This is a genomic window from Virgibacillus sp. Bac332 (assembly GCF_003667785.1).
Lineage (GTDB): Bacteria > Bacillota > Bacilli > Bacillales > Amphibacillaceae > Virgibacillus > Virgibacillus salarius.
This window is the reverse complement of the sequence record NZ_CP033046.1, coordinates 2,187,266-2,205,204: the sequence shown is the minus strand read 5'-3', so window position 1 is coordinate 2,205,204 and position 17,939 is coordinate 2,187,266. Positions and strand designations below refer to the sequence as shown.

The 17,939-nt window shown below is 36.5% G+C and carries 14 protein-coding genes and 1 pseudogene; 1 reads left to right on the top strand and 14 read right to left on the bottom strand.

Annotated elements, in window-relative coordinates; all coding sequences use genetic code 11:
- Window positions 1-64 precede the first annotated feature (64 nt).
- The 13 genes and pseudogenes from D9782_RS10520 to D9782_RS10455 form a co-directional block, all read right to left on the bottom strand.
- The gene (locus D9782_RS10520; protein ID WP_121604731.1) at window positions 65-763 is read right to left on the bottom strand and encodes a hypothetical protein; all 699 of its coding nucleotides are present in this window, start codon (window positions 761-763) and stop codon (window positions 65-67) included.
- Between the two features lie 6 nt (window positions 764-769).
- On the bottom strand, window positions 770-1,627 hold the full coding sequence (locus D9782_RS10515) for an ABC transporter ATP-binding protein (protein ID WP_026679695.1): 858 nt from the start codon (window positions 1,625-1,627) through the stop codon (window positions 770-772).
- A pseudogene (locus D9782_RS10510) lies at window positions 1,617-1,990 on the bottom strand (GntR family transcriptional regulator). Before D9782_RS10510 ends, D9782_RS10515 begins: the two are co-directional and overlap by 11 nt.
- 159 nt (window positions 1,991-2,149) lie before the next feature.
- Window positions 2,150-3,505 carry an IS1182 family transposase gene (locus tag D9782_RS10505; protein ID WP_121604341.1) on the bottom strand — a complete coding sequence of 452 codons (1,356 nt, stop codon included), beginning with the start codon at window positions 3,503-3,505 and terminating at the stop codon, window positions 2,150-2,152.
- A gap of 481 nt (window positions 3,506-3,986) precedes the next feature.
- A complete protein-coding gene (locus D9782_RS10500) occupies window positions 3,987-4,166 on the bottom strand; it encodes a type II toxin-antitoxin system antitoxin (protein ID WP_026679697.1) in 180 nt (59 codons plus the stop codon).
- A gap of 16 nt (window positions 4,167-4,182) precedes the next feature.
- Window positions 4,183-5,031 (bottom strand): SPFH domain-containing protein, encoded by an 849-nt coding sequence (locus tag D9782_RS10495; RefSeq protein WP_121604730.1) that lies wholly within the window; start codon window positions 5,029-5,031, stop codon window positions 4,183-4,185.
- 68 nt (window positions 5,032-5,099) lie between these two features.
- A complete protein-coding gene (locus D9782_RS10490; protein ID WP_034678203.1) occupies window positions 5,100-5,969 on the bottom strand; it encodes a ComEC/Rec2 family competence protein in 870 nt (289 codons plus the stop codon).
- A gap of 468 nt (window positions 5,970-6,437) precedes the next feature.
- A complete protein-coding gene (locus tag D9782_RS10485; RefSeq protein ID WP_121604729.1) occupies window positions 6,438-8,561 on the bottom strand; it encodes an ATP-dependent Clp protease ATP-binding subunit in 2,124 nt (707 codons plus the stop codon).
- 370 nt (window positions 8,562-8,931) lie between these two features.
- Window positions 8,932-10,512: an acyl-CoA synthetase MbcS gene (gene mbcS / locus D9782_RS10480; protein WP_026679575.1), complete on the bottom strand. Its 1,581-nt coding sequence runs from the start codon at window positions 10,510-10,512 to the stop codon at window positions 8,932-8,934.
- Between the two features lie 360 nt (window positions 10,513-10,872).
- Complete coding sequence (pdaA, locus tag D9782_RS10475) at window positions 10,873-11,664, bottom strand: delta-lactam-biosynthetic de-N-acetylase (RefSeq protein ID WP_121604728.1); 792 nt, start codon at window positions 11,662-11,664, stop codon at window positions 10,873-10,875.
- Between the two features lie 930 nt (window positions 11,665-12,594).
- Complete coding sequence (locus D9782_RS10465; RefSeq protein WP_121604726.1) at window positions 12,595-13,902, bottom strand: Na+/H+ antiporter family protein; 1,308 nt, start codon at window positions 13,900-13,902, stop codon at window positions 12,595-12,597.
- A gap of 229 nt (window positions 13,903-14,131) precedes the next feature.
- Window positions 14,132-14,935, bottom strand: coding sequence for a YfkD famly protein (locus tag D9782_RS10460; RefSeq protein WP_121604725.1), 804 nt, complete (start codon window positions 14,933-14,935; stop codon window positions 14,132-14,134).
- 69 nt (window positions 14,936-15,004) lie between these two features.
- On the bottom strand, window positions 15,005-15,397 hold the full coding sequence (locus D9782_RS10455; RefSeq protein ID WP_026682597.1) for an OsmC family protein: 393 nt from the start codon (window positions 15,395-15,397) through the stop codon (window positions 15,005-15,007).
- Between the two features lie 353 nt (window positions 15,398-15,750).
- On the opposite strand from D9782_RS10455, the gene D9782_RS10450 reads away from it, so the two are divergent.
- Window positions 15,751-16,917, top strand: a complete 1,167-nt coding sequence (locus D9782_RS10450) for an MFS transporter (RefSeq protein WP_121604724.1) — start codon at window positions 15,751-15,753, stop codon at window positions 16,915-16,917.
- Window positions 16,918-17,245: 328 nt separating this feature from the next.
- On the opposite strand, the gene D9782_RS10445 is transcribed toward D9782_RS10450, so the two are convergent.
- Entirely contained in the window at window positions 17,246-17,929 is a 684-nt protein-coding gene (locus tag D9782_RS10445) for an amino acid ABC transporter permease (protein WP_026682595.1), read from the bottom strand.
- Between the last annotated feature and the right edge of the window lie 10 nt (window positions 17,930-17,939).

Genomic DNA, 17,939 nt, shown 5'->3' with positions numbered 1-17,939 from the left:
GCAAAGCCGATGGCTTGGAACGAATCTTCTTTTCTATAAATATAAGTGGAGCTTGGCACCTACCTTATCGCACCTTTATAATTGTTATTTGTTTCAAAAAGGCAAATGAGGCAAGATATAGCAGTAATCCAACTGCGAATAATTGGAGAAAGAATACCATATTAATATGCACAACTAGATCTACAATAAAGTCAATCAACCAGCCCTGAGCAATACCAAATAATAATACAACCGCAGCCACACCTAAGCTTATTCCACCACCTAAGAATCCATGTCTATAAAAAACCAATCCTAACATAAACATAAGTGACATTAAGAAAAAGATTAACATGACATCCATTCCTATTCGTATATACCACGTATCATTTACAAAATAGGCAAGATGTAAAAAGTAGAAATCTTCAATACCAATAACCTTTGTAAAAAATGAAATAGCTTCCTGTAGAATACTTGCAACAACTGCTTTTGTAATAGCTAGTAGGAAAAAGAAGATACCTATGCTAATAAAAATATTCTTTCGTGTTGCCCCCAATTTAATAGAAAATGGGATAAATTCTTTTACCACGTTAAAAGCTAAAATACTACAATATATATAAATTGGAGCCGTTAAACTAAAAGTCATCATTCCCCCATCAATGGCATCGAGATAAAAACCAAAGGCAATACAAACAACTAATATGGATAATAATACTGTCCAAAAGATCATCATTGAATGACGAATATCAACCAAAAAGAAATATAATAGTCCCTTTAACTGATTCATGGTTAATTAAGCTCCCCTCTTTTTCTCAGTTAGATGGATCATCAGCTCCTGCGTTGGAATTCCTTCGACCTTTAATCCCTGTTCTTCAGCCTCTTGCATACTTCCAAAGAGGTAGGCTGTCATCATCCCTGCCAACTGTTTCTTTTCAATTACTTCTTTACCTTTAATGAAGGCTTCTACATCCTCCACTTTTCCCGTCACAGCACATGTTTGTTCCCGAAGTACTTCAGCAGATTCTTGTAGTACAAGCCGTCCCTCTTGTAAAATCAGTACTTCTTCAAACATAAGACTTACTTCATCAATTAAATGCGTCGAAAAAATAATCATCCGCTTTTCGTTTTCGAATTCTTCTAACATTTGTTTATAGAAGTTTTTGCGTGCTGCTGCATCTAATCCGATATATGGTTCATCAAAAATGGTAATCGGTGCTTTACTTGCCAAACCTACAATTATTCCAAGAGCTGATTCCATTCCTTTTGATAAGGTCTTAATCTTTGCCTGAGGTTTGAGATTATATTCATGAAGTAATTGTTCAGCAAGCTGCTGATCCCATTCTGGGTAGAAAAAAGCATAGATACGGATAACTTCCTTTATCTTTAACTCCCTTTTAAAATTATTACCTTCTTTAATTAAGCAAACCGATGAACTGAGCGTTTGATTATCAAATGGATTTTCACCATCAATCAATACCTCGCCACTAGTTGCTAAGATATTCCCTGCTAAAATATCCATGAAGGTCGATTTACCTGCACCATTTCTGCCTAACAATCCATAAATTTTTGGTCCTTTTAAAGTAAAAGAGACATTCTTTAATGCTTCATCAAGATGGTATCGCTTTGTTACTTTACGAACTTCAATCTTCATTCGTATCCCCCTTATCTATCATTTCTCTTAATTCCTCCAGACTTATCCTAAGCTTTTTAGCCTCCGCTTTTAATGGAAGCATGTAATTTTCATAAAATGTTTGTTTTCTTTTTTTATTAAAATTTCTTTAGCATCTTCTGTTACAAACATACCAACACCTCGCCGTTTAAATAAAATTTCCTCAGCTACAAGCGCATTAATCCCCTTAGCAGCAGTAGCTGGATTAATTTGATAATAGTTGGCAAATTCATTAGTAGATGGAACACGTTCCCCTGGCTTTATCGACTCATTAATGATTGCATCTTCAAGCTGTTCTCGTATTTGCAAGAAAATAGGTTTGCTTTCATCTAAACTGTTTTTCATATCATCACCTTGTTCTTTGGTTCATTACTTATGTAACTAACCATATAACTAAATCTTTAATTAGTCAATACATTTATTTAAAATTGACTCAATTTCATAATTACTTTTTAATAAAATCAAAGAGCTGCAGAATTCTCAAAAATATTTTTTAAAATTAATCTAAGCAGCTATATTTTGATGAAGCATTGAATTAATACGATCACTGGCTAGTTTTGATGCATTATAAATAAGCGTTACGATGTCAAAATGAACCTTCGCTCGTTTTCCAGTACGGTAACGGATATTGTCTAGTTGATAATATTCCTTGAGATAAGCATTCACACGTTCTACAGCAGTACGCCGTTTAAAAATGGATTTCCATGCTTTTGACCCTCGTGCAGGTGCTGTATATCTTCGAAGGTTGGTAGTTATTTTCACCTTGTAAATCTTTTGACATAGACCTTCGGTTGCTAGCGGACAATCCTTACATTCCTTTGGTCGTGTGTATTTCAAGGTTTCATATTTGGTATCAAAGCTATCATAACGATAAGAATGTTCTCGAAAACAGGTAGGTGCAAAGTGTTTATCGAATCCAATGGGATCAGATTCATTTCGCTTATTGTAAGCTATTACTGATTGTTGCCCCATACGGTTTACTTGGACATAAATAGGATCATAATCATAACCAGCATCCATTGTTTGATAACGTAAAGATGAAAGAGATAGACGTTCATGAATGCCCTTCAATAAAGGAATGGCTGCTTTTCCATCATTTAAACTGCCTGAAGAAAACAAAGACTGCAAAATGTATTGACTTGATGTGCCAACTGCTAGATGTCCTTTATAGCCATACCAGAACACATTTTTACCTTCACTGTTTTTCTTTATGCCCCATTTCGGATCTTGAGGAACTTCGTTCCTCAGTTCTGTTAGTGGTACAGGTAACTGAGCTTCAATCTTTTTTTCGTAAAGTGGAAGGCTTGCTTCCTTTTTAGCTTGTTCTTCCAACCATTGTTCTCGTTCTGCCTTTGATTTACGACCACGTTTTTTCGGTTCTGTCTTTGTTTTTTCTTCTTTAGCTGGAGCTTGATCACGTGCTTCAAAATGAGTTGCATCGATTGCAACGGTATCATCGATAATGAAACCTTCTGCAATCGCTTGAAATAAAACTGTCTCTTGTGCTAATTCAAGTGTATTAGAATCACTGAGTTTAGTGATCAATCGAGAATAAGCAGCCTCCGAAGGAGTCTCATCAGATACAAGAAATCCGCAGTTCCATTTGAACAGTGGGTCGTCTTTCAGACGTTTAATCAAGTCTTTAATTGTTGGAATACGTTCAATTATACGAACGCATAATGAGATAATCATTGCGGCATAGTTGAGCTTGACCGGTGCTCCAAGCCTTGATTTCTTGTTCACTTGATATAAGATTGCGTCCACATCTATTTCTGAAATGATTGCTTCATAACGTTGGGTAGGTTCCATTTCCAATAAGTCATAGATGTCAAATAAGCTCTCTTGTCGTATAATAGACATAGGGAGTCCCTCCAGTCTTTTGGTTAGTTTGGTCACTTACCATTATACTAGACTTGGGGAGGTACTCCATTTTTTATGTCTTAAACCCATTGAGCCGCAAAGGCTCATAATTATGAAATTCACTAAATTAGGTGTCTCGCCTAAAAATAAATTAGGAATTAACTTTTAATATTTCTCACTAATTACTCAAAGACTGGATTGAATCTACTTTCTAATGAAGATAAGGGGATTTATCGTATGAGTAGAACGTAGCTTTACGGGTGCCCAAGAACTGCAAAGGCATGCTATGGTCGTGAGCTGGACGCGACTCAACACGCCTATATTTATCCACATGGGACAATTTTGTAATTTCCTATACTACAAAAAAAGCTTGTAGAAAACACAGTGGTTTCTCTACAAGCTGAAAAAAGCTGGGACGAAATTAAAATATTTTAGATAACGTTTCGGTTTTATATGGTAAAATTCTTTCATCCTAGCCTCATCAATCTTCTCCAATTTTCTTATCTTGGCTTGTTGGCAATCTCCCTGCTTTTTTAGCAGCCTCTCGTAAGACATATTCTACGTGACTATTTACGCTGCGAAACTCATCCTTTGCCCAAATCTGCAATATCTCATATAACTTTGGATCTATCCGCAATGGAAAACTCTTTTTCTTCGGCATACTACCCCTCTTTTAATTATTGATATAGGGTTCCTGTATTAACGACAGGCTGTGTGCCATGGTCAGAAACAATCGATACAAGTAGATTATTTGCCATTGCTACACGACGTTCATCATCGAGCTCAACGGAACCATCCTTTTCAAGCTGTAAAATAGCATCTTGAACCATTCCTACGGCACCTTCTACGATTTGCTTTCTAGCTGCAATAATCGCACTTGCTTGTTGGCGTTGAAGCATCGCCTGAGCTATTTCTGTTGAATAAGCAAGATGTGTTAGACGGGCTTCGATTACCTTAACACCAGCAACATTTAACCGATCCTGAAGTTCTGCTGTTAATTCATTAGACACCTCTTGTGCATTACCTCTTAATGTTAGCTCAGCATCTGTAAATGTATCATAAGGGTATTTGGTAGCTACAGCACGAATAGCTGTTTCACTTTGTATTTCAACAAATTGTTCATAACGATCAACATCAAAAACTGCCTTAGCACTATCGACGACTTTAAATACGATAACCGCAGCAATTTCAATTGGATTCCCATTCACATCATTGACCTTCAAACGCTTACTATTAAAATTTCGTACTCGCAGTGAAATTGTTCTTCGTACTGAAAATGGCACAGTTATTACAATTCCTTCTCGCCGAATACTCCCCATATATTTACCAAGAAAAATAACAACTGCGGCTTGATTTGGTTGAACCAACGTAATACCACTACCTAACGTTATCGCAAGAATTAGACAGATTCCACCTAGTACGAATTGCAGCTGGAAAAAACTAAATACAGTTCCAGCTACTAATGCTGCAATAAGTAAAATCCCTATAAAACCATTAATTACCCACGCCTGTTTTTCTCGAATCATAATAATACACACCTTCCCCATGCTTTCTATATCATTATGATATCATTTTTGTATATATTTGTAAATCGCTAACTTGCATCTAAATTATAAAATGGTTCTTTTTCTGGGAATACGAGATAATCTTCACCGTCTGTTCGAATAACTAAATTACCAAGTGCCCCTGTAGAATATATATTTGCATTTACCTTATAAAGATTCTTTATCACACGGTTAACTGGATGTCCATAATCATTTTCCTTACTATACGTTAATATTGCCGTTTGTGGACTCACGGCTTTAAGAAATCTAAGGGACGTACTTGTATTCGACCCATGATGGGCGACTTTCAAAATTTCTGCATCTATTTCTATGTTTTTCATTATTTCTTTTTCTTGTTCCATTTCTACATCACTCATTAATAAAAAGTCGACTTCCTTATAGCTAACCTTCAGTGCAATCGAAGATTGGTTATTGTTTTTTGATTTACCGTATGTGTTTAATACCTGGATACTTAGCAGCGGATCAACCAATAGTTTTTCGTGTAGTTTGGCTACCTTCACAGGAATAGCTTGTTTTCGTATTTCCTGTATATATTTTGCATACATCCGTGTTGTGTGTAACTTCCCAGAGTCTAATATTTTTGCCACCTTGATATGCTTCATCACATAGGGCAACCCACCAATGTGATCAACATCAGGATGTGTTGCTACAAGCAAATCAATTTTGTTCACACCCTGTTTTTTTAAATATTTCACTACTCGTTTCCCTGCATCTGGTGGACCTCCATCGATTAAGATATGTTTGTTTGCGGGCGTTTTTATTAGCATACTGTCTCCTTGCCCAACATCAATAAAATGCATCTGCATACCCGAAGATCCTTCACTATGTATGGAAACTATATGAACATTAAAAAGTGCAATAAAAAAAATAAATCCGATTGATAGCTTACTTTTAATCATAAAGACATCCTCTTTTTCAACTTAATATAGGTTTATTTTCTTACAAAAACAGCGGAATTATGAATAGCATTGATGTTAGTTTATGGGAGTTGTATGAGGAAACTATTCCTGCTGAATAGAGGATATAAAAGGTTTGCCAAGAGAAATACACACTTATCTTCAGAAAATGTGGCAAAGAGAAGGCTGGGACAAATGTAGTTAAGAAACAATAAAAAACGAGCGATAATTATTTAAATTAATTATCGCTCGTTTATTTGATTAAACTAATTCATTAGCTCCGTAATATGAGACTCCTTGAAAAAGAAGAACCCTTTTTCTGCGTGCGATATATCGCTGCTGAGGCCGTGCCCGCGAAAGCAAGTATATTTTTCATGGTGCTTCAATGATTTTCCTATTGACAAACATGATTATTCGTATTTATGAGTAAAGAAGTTGTATTTTGTCCCAACCCCTTTTCATTTATCTAACTCACGCCTTTTGCACTACAATTTCTTGATTGAAGACGTCTACTTTTACATTGGAAACATTATCATCTTCCAATATTAAGTCTGTTAATTGATCTTCGATTTTATCTTGGATTACTCTACGTAAAGGTCTTGCGCCAAAACGGCGGTCATAGCCAAGTCGAACCAATTCTTGTTTAGCTTCATTTGTAATCGTAATCGATAGATCATTTTCTTCGATTGTTTTTTGTAGATCAGCAAGCATAAGATCTACAATTTGCATTAGGTTTTCTTCGGTTAGTTCGTTAAATTGAATAATCGCATCGAAGCGGTTAAGAAATTCTGGTTTGAAATATGCCAGAAGATTCTCCATCGTAGATACAGATTCATGGGACTCCCTATTAAAACCAACATTCACTGTTTTAACACCTGTTCCAGCATTGCTCGTCATAATAATTACAGTTTCTTTAAAGCTAACTGTTCTTCCTTGCGAATCCGTTAAATGACCGTCCTCCATAATTTGTAGGAACATGTTTTGTACGTCTGGATGTGCTTTTTCTATTTCATCTAATAGAATAATGGAGTATGGGTTGCGACGTACTTTTTCCGTTAATTGACCCGCTTCTTCATGACCTACATAGCCTGGAGGTGAACCAATGATTTTTGATACAGCATGTTTCTCCATATACTCACTCATATCAAGACGGATTAACGAATCTCTGGAGCCAAATAATTCTTCCGCTAAGGCTTTTGTTAGTTCTGTTTTACCAACACCAGTTGGTCCAACGAAAAGGAAAGAACCAATTGGTCGATAATTTGATTTTAAGCCTGCTCGACTACGACGAATCGCTTTGGCAACTTTATCTACAGCTACATCTTGTCCAATCACTTTTGCACTTAGGTTTTCACCAATGTTTTTCATTTTTTCTTGTTCATCAGCTTGAAGCTTTGTAACAGGTATCCCAGTTTTTTCTTCAACAATCAATTGAATATCGGAAATATCTACATCGATAATTTGTTCTTCATCTTTCGCTTTATCTAGTTGTTTTTGCAACTGTATTTCTTGATATCTTAAATTTGCAGCACGTTCATAATCTTCTCTTTCAGCAGCTTCTTCTTTCTCTTTAATAATTTCTTCTAATCGTTGGTTTATTGTATCAGAGTCTTTCGAAGCATTAGCTAGATTCAAACGTGAACCAACTTCATCCATCAAATCAATCGCTTTATCAGGCAAGTAACGATCTTGAATATATCGTTTTGAAAGTGTTACAAATGCCCGAATAGCTTCATCAGAATAACGAACCTCATGGAATTTCTCATAACGATCCTTAATACCCTGTAATATCTGAACTGCTTCTTCACTTGAAGGTTCTTTTACAATGATGGGCTGTAATCTACGTTCTAGTGCCGCATCTTTCTCAATTTGACGATATTCTTTTAATGTTGTAGCACCAATTAATTGTAATTCACCTCTGGCTAGTGCAGGTTTTAAAATATTTCCTGCATCCATTTGCGAGCTTTCTGCAGTGCCTGCTCCAACTAATAGGTGTATTTCATCAACAAATAAGATAACATCTTGACGTTCTTGTAATTCGTTAATTAATTGTTTCATACGTTCTTCAAATTGACCACGAACACCCGTATTAGCAACAAGTGATGCCACATCTAGCATATAAATTTCTTTATTGATTAATTTTGTAGGCACATCTCCTTCTGTAATTTTAAGTGCCAAGCCTTCTGCAATCGCAGTTTTACCAACACCAGGCTCTCCTATTAATACGGGATTATTTTTATTTCTACGATTTAAAGTTTCAACAACTCGTTTGACTTCTTTATCTCTGCCGATTACCGGATCAATCAAACCAGCCCTTGCTGCATGTGTTACGTTTTTTGCAAGTTGATCAATTAATCCATTACCTCGGTTTCCGTTTTTTTGTTTTGTTCTTGTCCCCATTTTCGGAGATCCATTCGCTTGAAAACCATTCATATGTTCAAATGGGGATTGTGAGAAGAAGTCATTGGAATTCATCATTTGCCCTTGGATTTCACGAAAGCATTCATTACATAGGTGCATTTGCATATGCTGACTATTGATATTCATTGCAACATTAATGCTAGCTTCGTTTTGTTTACAGTTTTGACAAAGCATTTCCATTCCTCCTTAGAAATATGTTTATTGTAATCATTAAAAGTTTGACTTTGACTATATTTGACCTTTGACTATTATTATACTCTGACCTTTTTTGACTTTCAAGCATTTTGATTAATTTTTTTTACGATGCTCACTAGTAACATTCCCACATAAATGAGTTTATAAAACATGGCTATGCGAAGGAACAAAAGCGAAAGCACCCAATTAGAAACGTAGCGACTGGAGCGAGCCAGCGGAGAGAGCTTGCGAGTCAATGATGACTTATCAAAGGGCGATTCGTGAAATCGCCTAGTTTCTGGACAGCTGACTCCTTTTATAATTTCCTAGACTACAAAAAAGAGAGCATATGAGCCCTCTTTAACCATTTCTATTCATTTACCTTGAATTTTTCTCGATTACGTAATTCAACTCTTCTTGTTTTCCCAGAAGTAGTCTTTGGTAATTCATCAATAAATTCAATTTCTCTTGGATATTTATATGGACCAGTTAAAGTTTTAACATGCTCTTGCAACTCCTTGACTAACTCTGACCCTATTGCTTGAGATTGACGTAACACCACAAAGGCTTTTACAATGTTCCCCCGTATTTCATCGGGACTTGCTACAACAGCACATTCTTGGACAGATGGATGCTTAACCAATGCATCCTCTACTTCAAAAGGACCAATTGTATATCCTGAACTAATAATGATATCATCGCTTCTTCCTTCAAACCAGAAATAACCTTCCTCATCCTTAGAAGCCTGATCTCCTGTCACATAGTAATCGCCACGTCTTGACATAGAAGTCCGTTCTGTATCTTGATAATACTCTCGAAACAAGGCTGGGCAATCGAGCTTTACTGCAATATCGCCAATCTCCCCAACTTGAACGGGAATACCATTTTCATCAATAATATCGACCTCATTACCCGGAGTTGGTTTTCCCATTGACCCTGGTCTCACATCCATATTCTTCATAAATCCAAGTAGTAATGTGTTCTCCGTTTGTCCATACCCATCACGAACCGTTACATTAAAATAATGCTGAAATGTATTGATTACCTCCACATTCAATGGCTCACCAGCCGAAACAGCACTATGTAAGGCAGGAAGCTCGTATTCTTCCAAATTGTCGAGTTTCGCCATGATTCGGTATTCCGTAGGTGTGCAGCAAAGTACATTAATTTCTTGTTCCTGCAGTAACTGTAGATATTTTTCCGCGTCAAATTTTCCATGATAAATAAATCCTGTTGCTCCTGAACCTAACACAGATAATAATGGGCTCCAAACCCATTTCTGCCATCCTGGACCAGCTGTTGCCCAAACCTTATCTCCTTCGTTTATTGCTAGCCAGTTTTTTGCAGCTGTTTTCAGATGAGCATATCCCCAGCCATGTGTATGCACTACACCTTTGGGATTGCCAGTTGTTCCTGACGTATACGGTAAAAACGCAATATCATCTTTACAGGTTAATGCCAATTCTAATTGATCTGATGCATCTTCCATTAATCCTTCAAGAAAAAGCCAACCATCCACAGGCTCACCAATTACAATTTTTTGTAACTGATCATATTCGCTAATACCATAATATTGTTCAACATACGGATAATAACTTACAACTCCACGAACCCCTCCATGTGTAACACGATACTGTAAATCCTTTGTCTTCAGCATTTCTGAGCTTGGAATAATAATGATTCCTGTTTTAAGAGCTGCTAAATAGACCTCATAAGCTTTTACCAAGCGAGGTATCATCACAAGAATTTTGTCTCCTTTTTGCAAGCCACTCTCCAAGAAAGCGTTTCCAATTTTATTTACATTCCGCATTAATTCACTATATGTAATTTCCTTATGAACTCCACCTTCATTTTCCCAAATCAAGGCAACTTTAGTTGGGTCATTTGCATGACGTTCCATTTCCATGACAATATTATAATTATATGGAGCAATCAGATCTTCTTTATTCATAATGTCCAACTCCTTGTATGCTTTTCATCAGTATATCAAAAGTTTGGAAAATTATAAATAAAATATTATTAAGTTACGATCTGAGTAGGAACAAAAATAACTACCTCAAAAGTCAATGATAAAGTGAAACATTAATTAGTGAGTGGATAAGATCACCCGTCGATGACCTTACCCACTAATCTTATTATTTTTATATAGAACGTCTGTCTCAGCTTTCTTCTAAGCAGCTGATTTTCGTGGGTAATGGTTCAGGCTCCTTTGAGTAACTTTACTAACGACGAAGCATCGCCTCTGTTACTCTCTCTACCGACGTTCGCATTTCTATTCACTGTATTTTATAGAATATCTATTTAAGCTGACTTATAGCCCATAGATTGCTTTTGGTAATTGATCCTTTAGGACAAGATCATCCAAACTTTTAAAGCGATATCCTTGCTTTTTTAATTCGGTAATTATACGATCAAGTGCTTCAGCATTATCCGATGAAACCGTATGCAATAAAATAATTGCACCAGGATGTACCTGATCCATCGTCTGTTCGAATGCATACTTCCAGCCCTTTTGCTTCTTTGTCTCCCAGTCCTTGAATGCCAACGACCAAAAAATATGAATATAGCCTAGTTCTTTCGACCATTTTAATGTATTCTCGTTAAACATACCTCTTGGAGGTCGGAGATATTTTATTTCTTTCTGATCAGATACTTCAGCTACTGCATCTTCCAATGTTTCCAGTTCTTCTTTAATTGCCTCTTTATCCATAATAGAGAAATCAGGATGATGATAGGAATGATTTCCTACGATATGTCCCTCATCAACCATACGCTTTACTAAGTCTGGTTCGCTTTCCACATAGTGACCCGTTACAAAAAACGTTGCTGGTACTTGTTGTTTTTTTAATACATTTAATATATTATCTGTGTATCCCTGTTCATAACCATTATCAAATGTCAGATAAATTGTTTTTTCTCCAGTGTTATCTACATAATAAGCATCATATTTTTTAAGCATGTCTTGATATTCACCGATATCAGGGAGCTTATGATCACTATTCTTCTTATACCCCCAGCCATAGCCATTCGCTGAAACGGATGGCAACATATCAAAAGAAACAATCAGAAAAACAAGGACTGTCAGCATCATGTATTTTTTCATATTACCCCACCTGTTTTTCTTTTTACTATCTCCTTTACTACATATTTTTATTCTATCGTTAAAGATTACACTTTTGCTTTTAGTGAAGTCTCCTGTTCCAATAAAAACAGGTGTTTATGGAATCCATCATAAGAAAAACGGAGCAAAATTCGCTCAGTCCGTATCACTAAATGCTCAGATTTACGCTTCCTCTAGTAGCTATTATGGAATAATAGCTACTGCTTGACCACCACTCCGGCTGCCCACTTCCCTTTCCGTGGGGTTTGTCCTTCAGCTAACTTTTTTTAGCAAAACCCGCTCAAAAAAAGTGGATCTTCAGGTCAAACATTTCCCACAGGAGTTGAAGTGGCCGCCCTTCGCTATTATCAGGCTCTACAACGCTAGCATGAAGTAACACAGCTGCTTTTATACTCACGGATAGCGATTTTCACTTTACCCATTGTAAAAAAAGTCAACCTATTTCTTATGACAAGAATTGTTGCACCTTCTCATAGCGGAGACTAATTACGTAGACTCCTGCGGGATTAGCGCGAGCCGAAAATCCACTTTGCAACGTGTTCTTCTTTGCAAAGTTAGTTGAGGCCGTGCCCACGGAAAGCGAAGTAATTAGTCGGAGCATTGCCAATATACATCAAACATTTCAAAATAACTACTTGGCTTAACACAGTCATTGCACTGATTTTATACTTTCTTAAAGCGCAAGCGCTCGATTAAAACCGTACTGGAGCGAGTCAACGGAGGTAAAGAAATCAACGTGTGCTTACGTGCTGATAACTTATCGTAAGTTCGATTCGAGAAGTCGAGCCTAGTTTCTACTGCACTGGAGCTTGACGACACGGTTCAACACGCCCATATTTATCCACATGGGCTAATTTTATAATGTCGTAGACAAAAAAGCTGTCAAAATAATACTTCGACAGCTTGGAAATTCTAAAGGACAATTGCAGCAATCCAACCAAATATAAACAATGGGATATTGTAGTGAATAAAGGTTGGGACTACCGTATCCCAAATATGGTGATGCTTTCCATCAGCATTTAAACCAGACGTAGGACCAAGTGTACTATCAGATGCTGGTGATCCTGCATCCCCTAATGCACCTGCTGTACCAATAAGTGCAGCTGTAGCGAGTGGGGAAAAACCTGCTGCTAAACAAATCGGGACGTACAGTGCAGCCAATATCGGGATCGTCCCAAAGGAGGACCCAATTCCAATGGTTACTAGTAACCCAACCAACAACAGAATAAATGCAATAAGCGCGTGATTATTATCCAAAAAACCAGATGAAACTTCTACTAAAGCCTCTACTGCACCTGTTTCTGTTAAAATATTTCCATAACCTGCTGCTACCAGCATTACAAATGCGATTGTTCCCATCATACCAATTCCCTCTGTGACTACACGATCTCCTTTATGAAATGGAATAACCAAGAATAGGAACATGAAAACAAGACCGGTTAATGCGCCAACAATTAAATTCTCTGTAATAATTTGTACAATTAAGGCAGCAAATATCGATATTAACGTAAATACATGTTGTTTTGTAAAGCGGATGTTTGTTGCCTCTACAGCCGCAGCCGTGTCTGATTCTCCAACAAATGAATCTGGATCACGATCTTTCCGATAGGTTATAAAGATAGCGATCAATAATCCGATAATCATTCCTGAGCCAGGGATAAGCATTGCCAAGGCAGACTCACTAACTGTAATATTAGCTCCGTTTTGATTCATCCCTGTAACAATCGTCTCATGAAAGATTAATCCAAAACCTGCTGGAATAAGAATGTAAGGAGCTTTAAGCCCAAAGGTTAGAGCTGTTGCAACTGCGCGACGATCCATTCGCATTCGATCAAATAATTGTAGTAATGGCGGTATTAATATAGGTATAAATGCAATATGCACAGGTACTAAATTTTGTGATAATGATGCAACTCCGGCAATTGCTAATAGCATCATAGTCTTTTTTCCTGTTAGCACGCGTATTAAATAATTTACCAATAATGACGTAATTCCAGTATAGCTAATAGCAACGGCAAATGCTCCTAAGAGTATATAACTTAAAGCGGTATTTGCGCCACCTCCCATACCTCCCACAAGCATATCCATTGATTCAACGATAGTTAACCCTGACATTAACCCTGCTGTTAAAGCTGCTGCGATAATAGCAATAATTACATTCACACGTAATAAGCTTAATATCGTCATCACAAGAACAGAAACGATTACAACCCATTCCATGTTTTGTTTCCCCTCTTTCTTTCTCTTTAATACTTCATTATGATAAAGTAATAAAGTGTAAAAATCAACCCCCTTTCCCTTCCATTTTCTTCAATAACCGCTTTTAGCATGAAATAATCCCCCTCTTCTTTTGTTTTATGTAAGATCCAAGAAAGATATTCAATTCTTTTATTCAAATATAAAAAGCTATCGAGGAGCTTCTCGACAGCTATATGGAAAGTATGCTTCATTATTTTACATTATACGAAAAGGATACGTAATCTTGAATAGGAATCCAAGCGCCAATTCCTTGCTTCGTTACATTTTTAATTTCAATTGATTTTTTGGACCCCTTCAATTTTAAATACACTTCTCCAAACGTTACTTGCCCTTTTTCATTAACAGCTGGTGCAAAAGTTTGTAGCTTTGCATACTTATTTGCTGCAACATTATAGGTATTATCTTTTTTAGTATTTTTTCCTATTACAGTCTGATAAGAAAGTGGAAGCTTGGTCTTTGTCTTTGATTTTAGTAGCATCATTTTTTTCACATCATCAGGCTTATTAATTTTATTGGTAAGTGCACCCTTTATTTCTTTTTGTTCTTGTTGAACATAACGCAATTCCTGCGCTTCTGTTCCTCCAGTATTATTTAATTCATTCATATTAATTTGCTGATACTCCCAATTAATCGTTGTTTCCGATGATTCATAATTTAATGGCCACCTTCCAATATAAACCATGCCACGATATCCTATCGCTATTGGTGAAGGTTTTAACGATGTTTCATTAAGCATCTTAATTAATACAGGGTTTTCTATTTTAATGTCTAATTCATCCATTAGCTCCTTCGTTAGTTCACTTGGCTCAATAACCTCCTGATCTTCTGTGGAGTTTGGAAATGTATTTTCTTTAGATACATTGAGAACGTGACTAGGTATTTCATATGGATCCTTCTTCTTCTCTTTTTCAGCACTAAAGCTGTTAGCTGGAAATACAGAAGCAAACATTATAGCTAGAATCATGACCGAACTACACCATTTAACTTTATTCATATGTCTTATCCCTTCTTTTTTCACTTAGTTTCTTTCTGACATATGAATTTTATACCTGCTTATACAAAATTAACGGCTTAATTCAATTGTTTCAATTGTTTCTTCTATCCTTATACTGTTCTCAACAGAACGTACCATAGCACAATTTTTTCTAGCTATTGCTAAATTTTTATACAATTTATCAGGATCTAAATGATGCCCTTTTACCGTAAAATGTAGTACTATTTTTTCAATCCGATTTGCTTCGTCCGGATTTCTTTCTACCTCTGCAGTAATTTTTATATCTTCTAGCTCTATTCTTTGTTTCTCTAGAATTTTACGATACACCGAACCACTACAACCTGCAATGGATGCTATCATTAACTGATATGGTCGAAAACCATATTCCTCATTTCCCGATATTTCCAACTCACCATACGCTAGACTTGTTCTTAATCCATTTTCTTTTAAATATAATTCCACTCTCGTTCCCTCCAATTATCTTCCTATTAATTTTTTCATAATGTGAAACCTCAATCAGTTGGGGGGGGTTGTTTATCCACCACTGATTGCTAGTACCATAAAGCTATGACCTAAATGCCTTTGAACCCATCTAACATTTACCAGCAGTCGATTCCCCACTTTCCGTTAGTGGTTTCCCTTTATTGCTTGAAGTGGGGGTCTTACTGCCAGTTATAATTGTAATAAAACAACGTTATTATATTTTTCCTTATTTATTATAATCATAAACGATTTAGATACTATATACACAATAATTGACCTTTTTCAAGTTTGCTATTAGATTTAAGTTAGAACTTCATTAAAGGGGTACAACAATGAATACTGCAAATTATCGTTTCTGGATATTAATAGGACTTGTGTTAATTTCTGGTTTTTCACAGGGTATGCTACTTCCCTTACTTTCTATTATTTTAGAACAAAATGGTATTTCCTCTACAATTAATGGATTACATGCAACAGGTTTATATATTGGTGTCTTATTGGCCTCTCCTTTTATGGAAAAACCGATGCGTAAATTTGGCTTTAAACCAATAATTGTTGTAGGTGGCATGCTTGTAATTATTTCTTTGGGAATTTTCCCATTATGGGATGCTTTATGGTTTTGGTTTATTCTTCGAATGATAATTGGAATTGGCGATCAAATGCTGCATTTCGGGACACAAACTTGGATTACCGCAACAGCAACAGAAAATACAAGGGGAAGAAATATTGCTTTATATGGATTATCATTTGGATTAGGTTTTGCATTAGGACCATTAATGACGAGACTATTATCCGTTCATCAAGCATTGCCATTTATTATTTCAGCACTTTTAAGCCTTTTGGTCTGGTCAACATTAATTTTTATTCGTAACCAATGGCCTGAGGATGAAATCGACAGCGCTTATCCAACGAGCTCTGTTCAACGATTTATGAAGACGATTAAAATAGCTTGGGTAGCACTTCTACCAGGATTCGGCTATGGATTCCTAGAGGCATCATTACATAGTATTTTTCCCGTGTACGGACTACGAATCGGCCACCAGGTTGATATGCTAGCCTTAATTATTCCTTGTTTTGCTTTTGGCAGCTTAATTACACAATTACCTCTAGGTATACTTAGCGATAAATATGGAAGGAAACCGATTCTATTAACTGTTTTATCCTTAGGAATTATTTGCTTTTCGTTGTCAGCAGTATGGGAGTCATCGGTTCTAGGACTGTTTATCTTGTTCACGCTCGCAGGCATGTGTGTTGGATCATTGTTTTCTCTAGGTATATCTTATATGACTGATTTATTACCGGGAAAGCTCTTACCTGCAGGCAATCTAATGGTAGGTATCATGTTTAGTTTAGGTAGTATTAGTGGACCATTTATTGGAGGTTTATTTATAGAAAAGCTTCCTCATGTATCTTTTTTCTACTTAATTACTATTGTGCTAATCATCATTACAGGTGCGATTTTTTTCCAAAAGGACAAACACCAGGAGCAGCAAATATAAAATGAGGCTGAGACAAAAGAATGAAGAAACAATAAAAAACGAATGATAATTAGTTGGTGATTAATTATCGTTCGTTTTTTGATTAGAATCATTCATTTAGCACCTGAAATAAGCGAGACTCCGGCGGGAACAGCACGAGTCCGAGGATCCACTTGGTAACGTGATTTTCTTTACCAAGTTAGCTGAGGCCGTGCCCGCGAAAAGCAATTATATTTTCACGGTGCGGCGATGATACTCCTATTGATCATATGATTATTCGTATTTTGAGTAAAGAAGTTGCGTTTTGTTCTAGCCTCGTTTTATTCAGAAATTTATAGCTTCCAAATAATTATAAGAACTTGCTATATCGTATTTCTAATCGTTCTTGAATAAATGAGATGACAATACAAATTGACCAATAAATCAATGCAACCAATATATACATGGTCATTGAATCGAATTCTCTCCCAGCTACAATCTGTGTCTTCTGAAAAAGCTCTGGAACAGTGATGACAGCAGCTAATGACGTTGCTTTAACTATATCCATAAAGACATTTGTCAAAGGTGGGATGGCAACTCTGGTAGCTTGCGGTAAAATAACCTTTCTTAACGTTTGCCAATAGTTTAAATTAAGTGCTTTAGCCGACTCCCATTGACCCTGATCAATACTATTTAAAGCTGAACGATCAATCTCCGCGATATAAGCAGCACTATTCAAACCAAAACCTAAATAAGCAGCCGTTATTGCAGTTAATTCTATGCCAATAACTGGCAGTCCAAAATATAGAATAAACAGAAAGACGAGCATTGGCGTTCCACGCATAAATGAAATATATACTCGTGCTGGTAAGTACCATAGCGGATTATTAGCTCCTCTCGCTAAAGCAAGGATCAAACCAAGCACTAACCCTATCCCCATACCGACGACAGATACGAGCAGTGTCATAGGCAAGCCACCTAAAACAAATGGTAGGCTCTCTATCGCTAATTCGACATCAAATAGTTCAGCTAAATCCAATCCATTCACATTCATCTAGGTTGTC

Coding starts and splice junctions, on each gene's coding strand:
- D9782_RS10485 (WP_121604729.1), bottom strand. CDS start 8,561: ATGCTTTGTCAAAACTGTAAACAAAACGAAGCTAGCATTAATGTTGCA.
- D9782_RS10520 (WP_121604731.1), bottom strand. CDS start 763: ATGAATCAGTTAAAGGGACTATTATATTTCTTTTTGGTTGATATTCGT.
- D9782_RS10495 (WP_121604730.1), bottom strand. CDS start 5,031: ATGATTCGAGAAAAACAGGCGTGGGTAATTAATGGTTTTATAGGGATT.
- D9782_RS10465 (WP_121604726.1), bottom strand. CDS start 13,902: ATGGAATGGGTTGTAATCGTTTCTGTTCTTGTGATGACGATATTAAGC.
- mbcS (WP_026679575.1), bottom strand. CDS start 10,512: ATGAATAAAGAAGATCTGATTGCTCCATATAATTATAATATTGTCATG.
- pdaA (WP_121604728.1), bottom strand. CDS start 11,664: ATGAAAAAATACATGATGCTGACAGTCCTTGTTTTTCTGATTGTTTCT.
- D9782_RS10515 (WP_026679695.1), bottom strand. CDS start 1,627: ATGAAGATTGAAGTTCGTAAAGTAACAAAGCGATACCATCTTGATGAA.
- D9782_RS10460 (WP_121604725.1), bottom strand. CDS start 14,935: ATGAATAAAGTTAAATGGTGTAGTTCGGTCATGATTCTAGCTATAATG.
- D9782_RS10445 (WP_026682595.1), bottom strand. CDS start 17,929: ATGAATGTGAATGGATTGGATTTAGCTGAACTATTTGATGTCGAATTA.
- D9782_RS10450 (WP_121604724.1), top strand. CDS start 15,751: ATGAATACTGCAAATTATCGTTTCTGGATATTAATAGGACTTGTGTTA.
- D9782_RS10500 (WP_026679697.1), bottom strand. CDS start 4,166: ATGCCGAAGAAAAAGAGTTTTCCATTGCGGATAGATCCAAAGTTATAT.
- D9782_RS10505 (WP_121604341.1), bottom strand. CDS start 3,505: ATGTCTATTATACGACAAGAGAGCTTATTTGACATCTATGACTTATTG.
- D9782_RS10490 (WP_034678203.1), bottom strand. CDS start 5,969: ATGATTAAAAGTAAGCTATCAATCGGATTTATTTTTTTTATTGCACTT.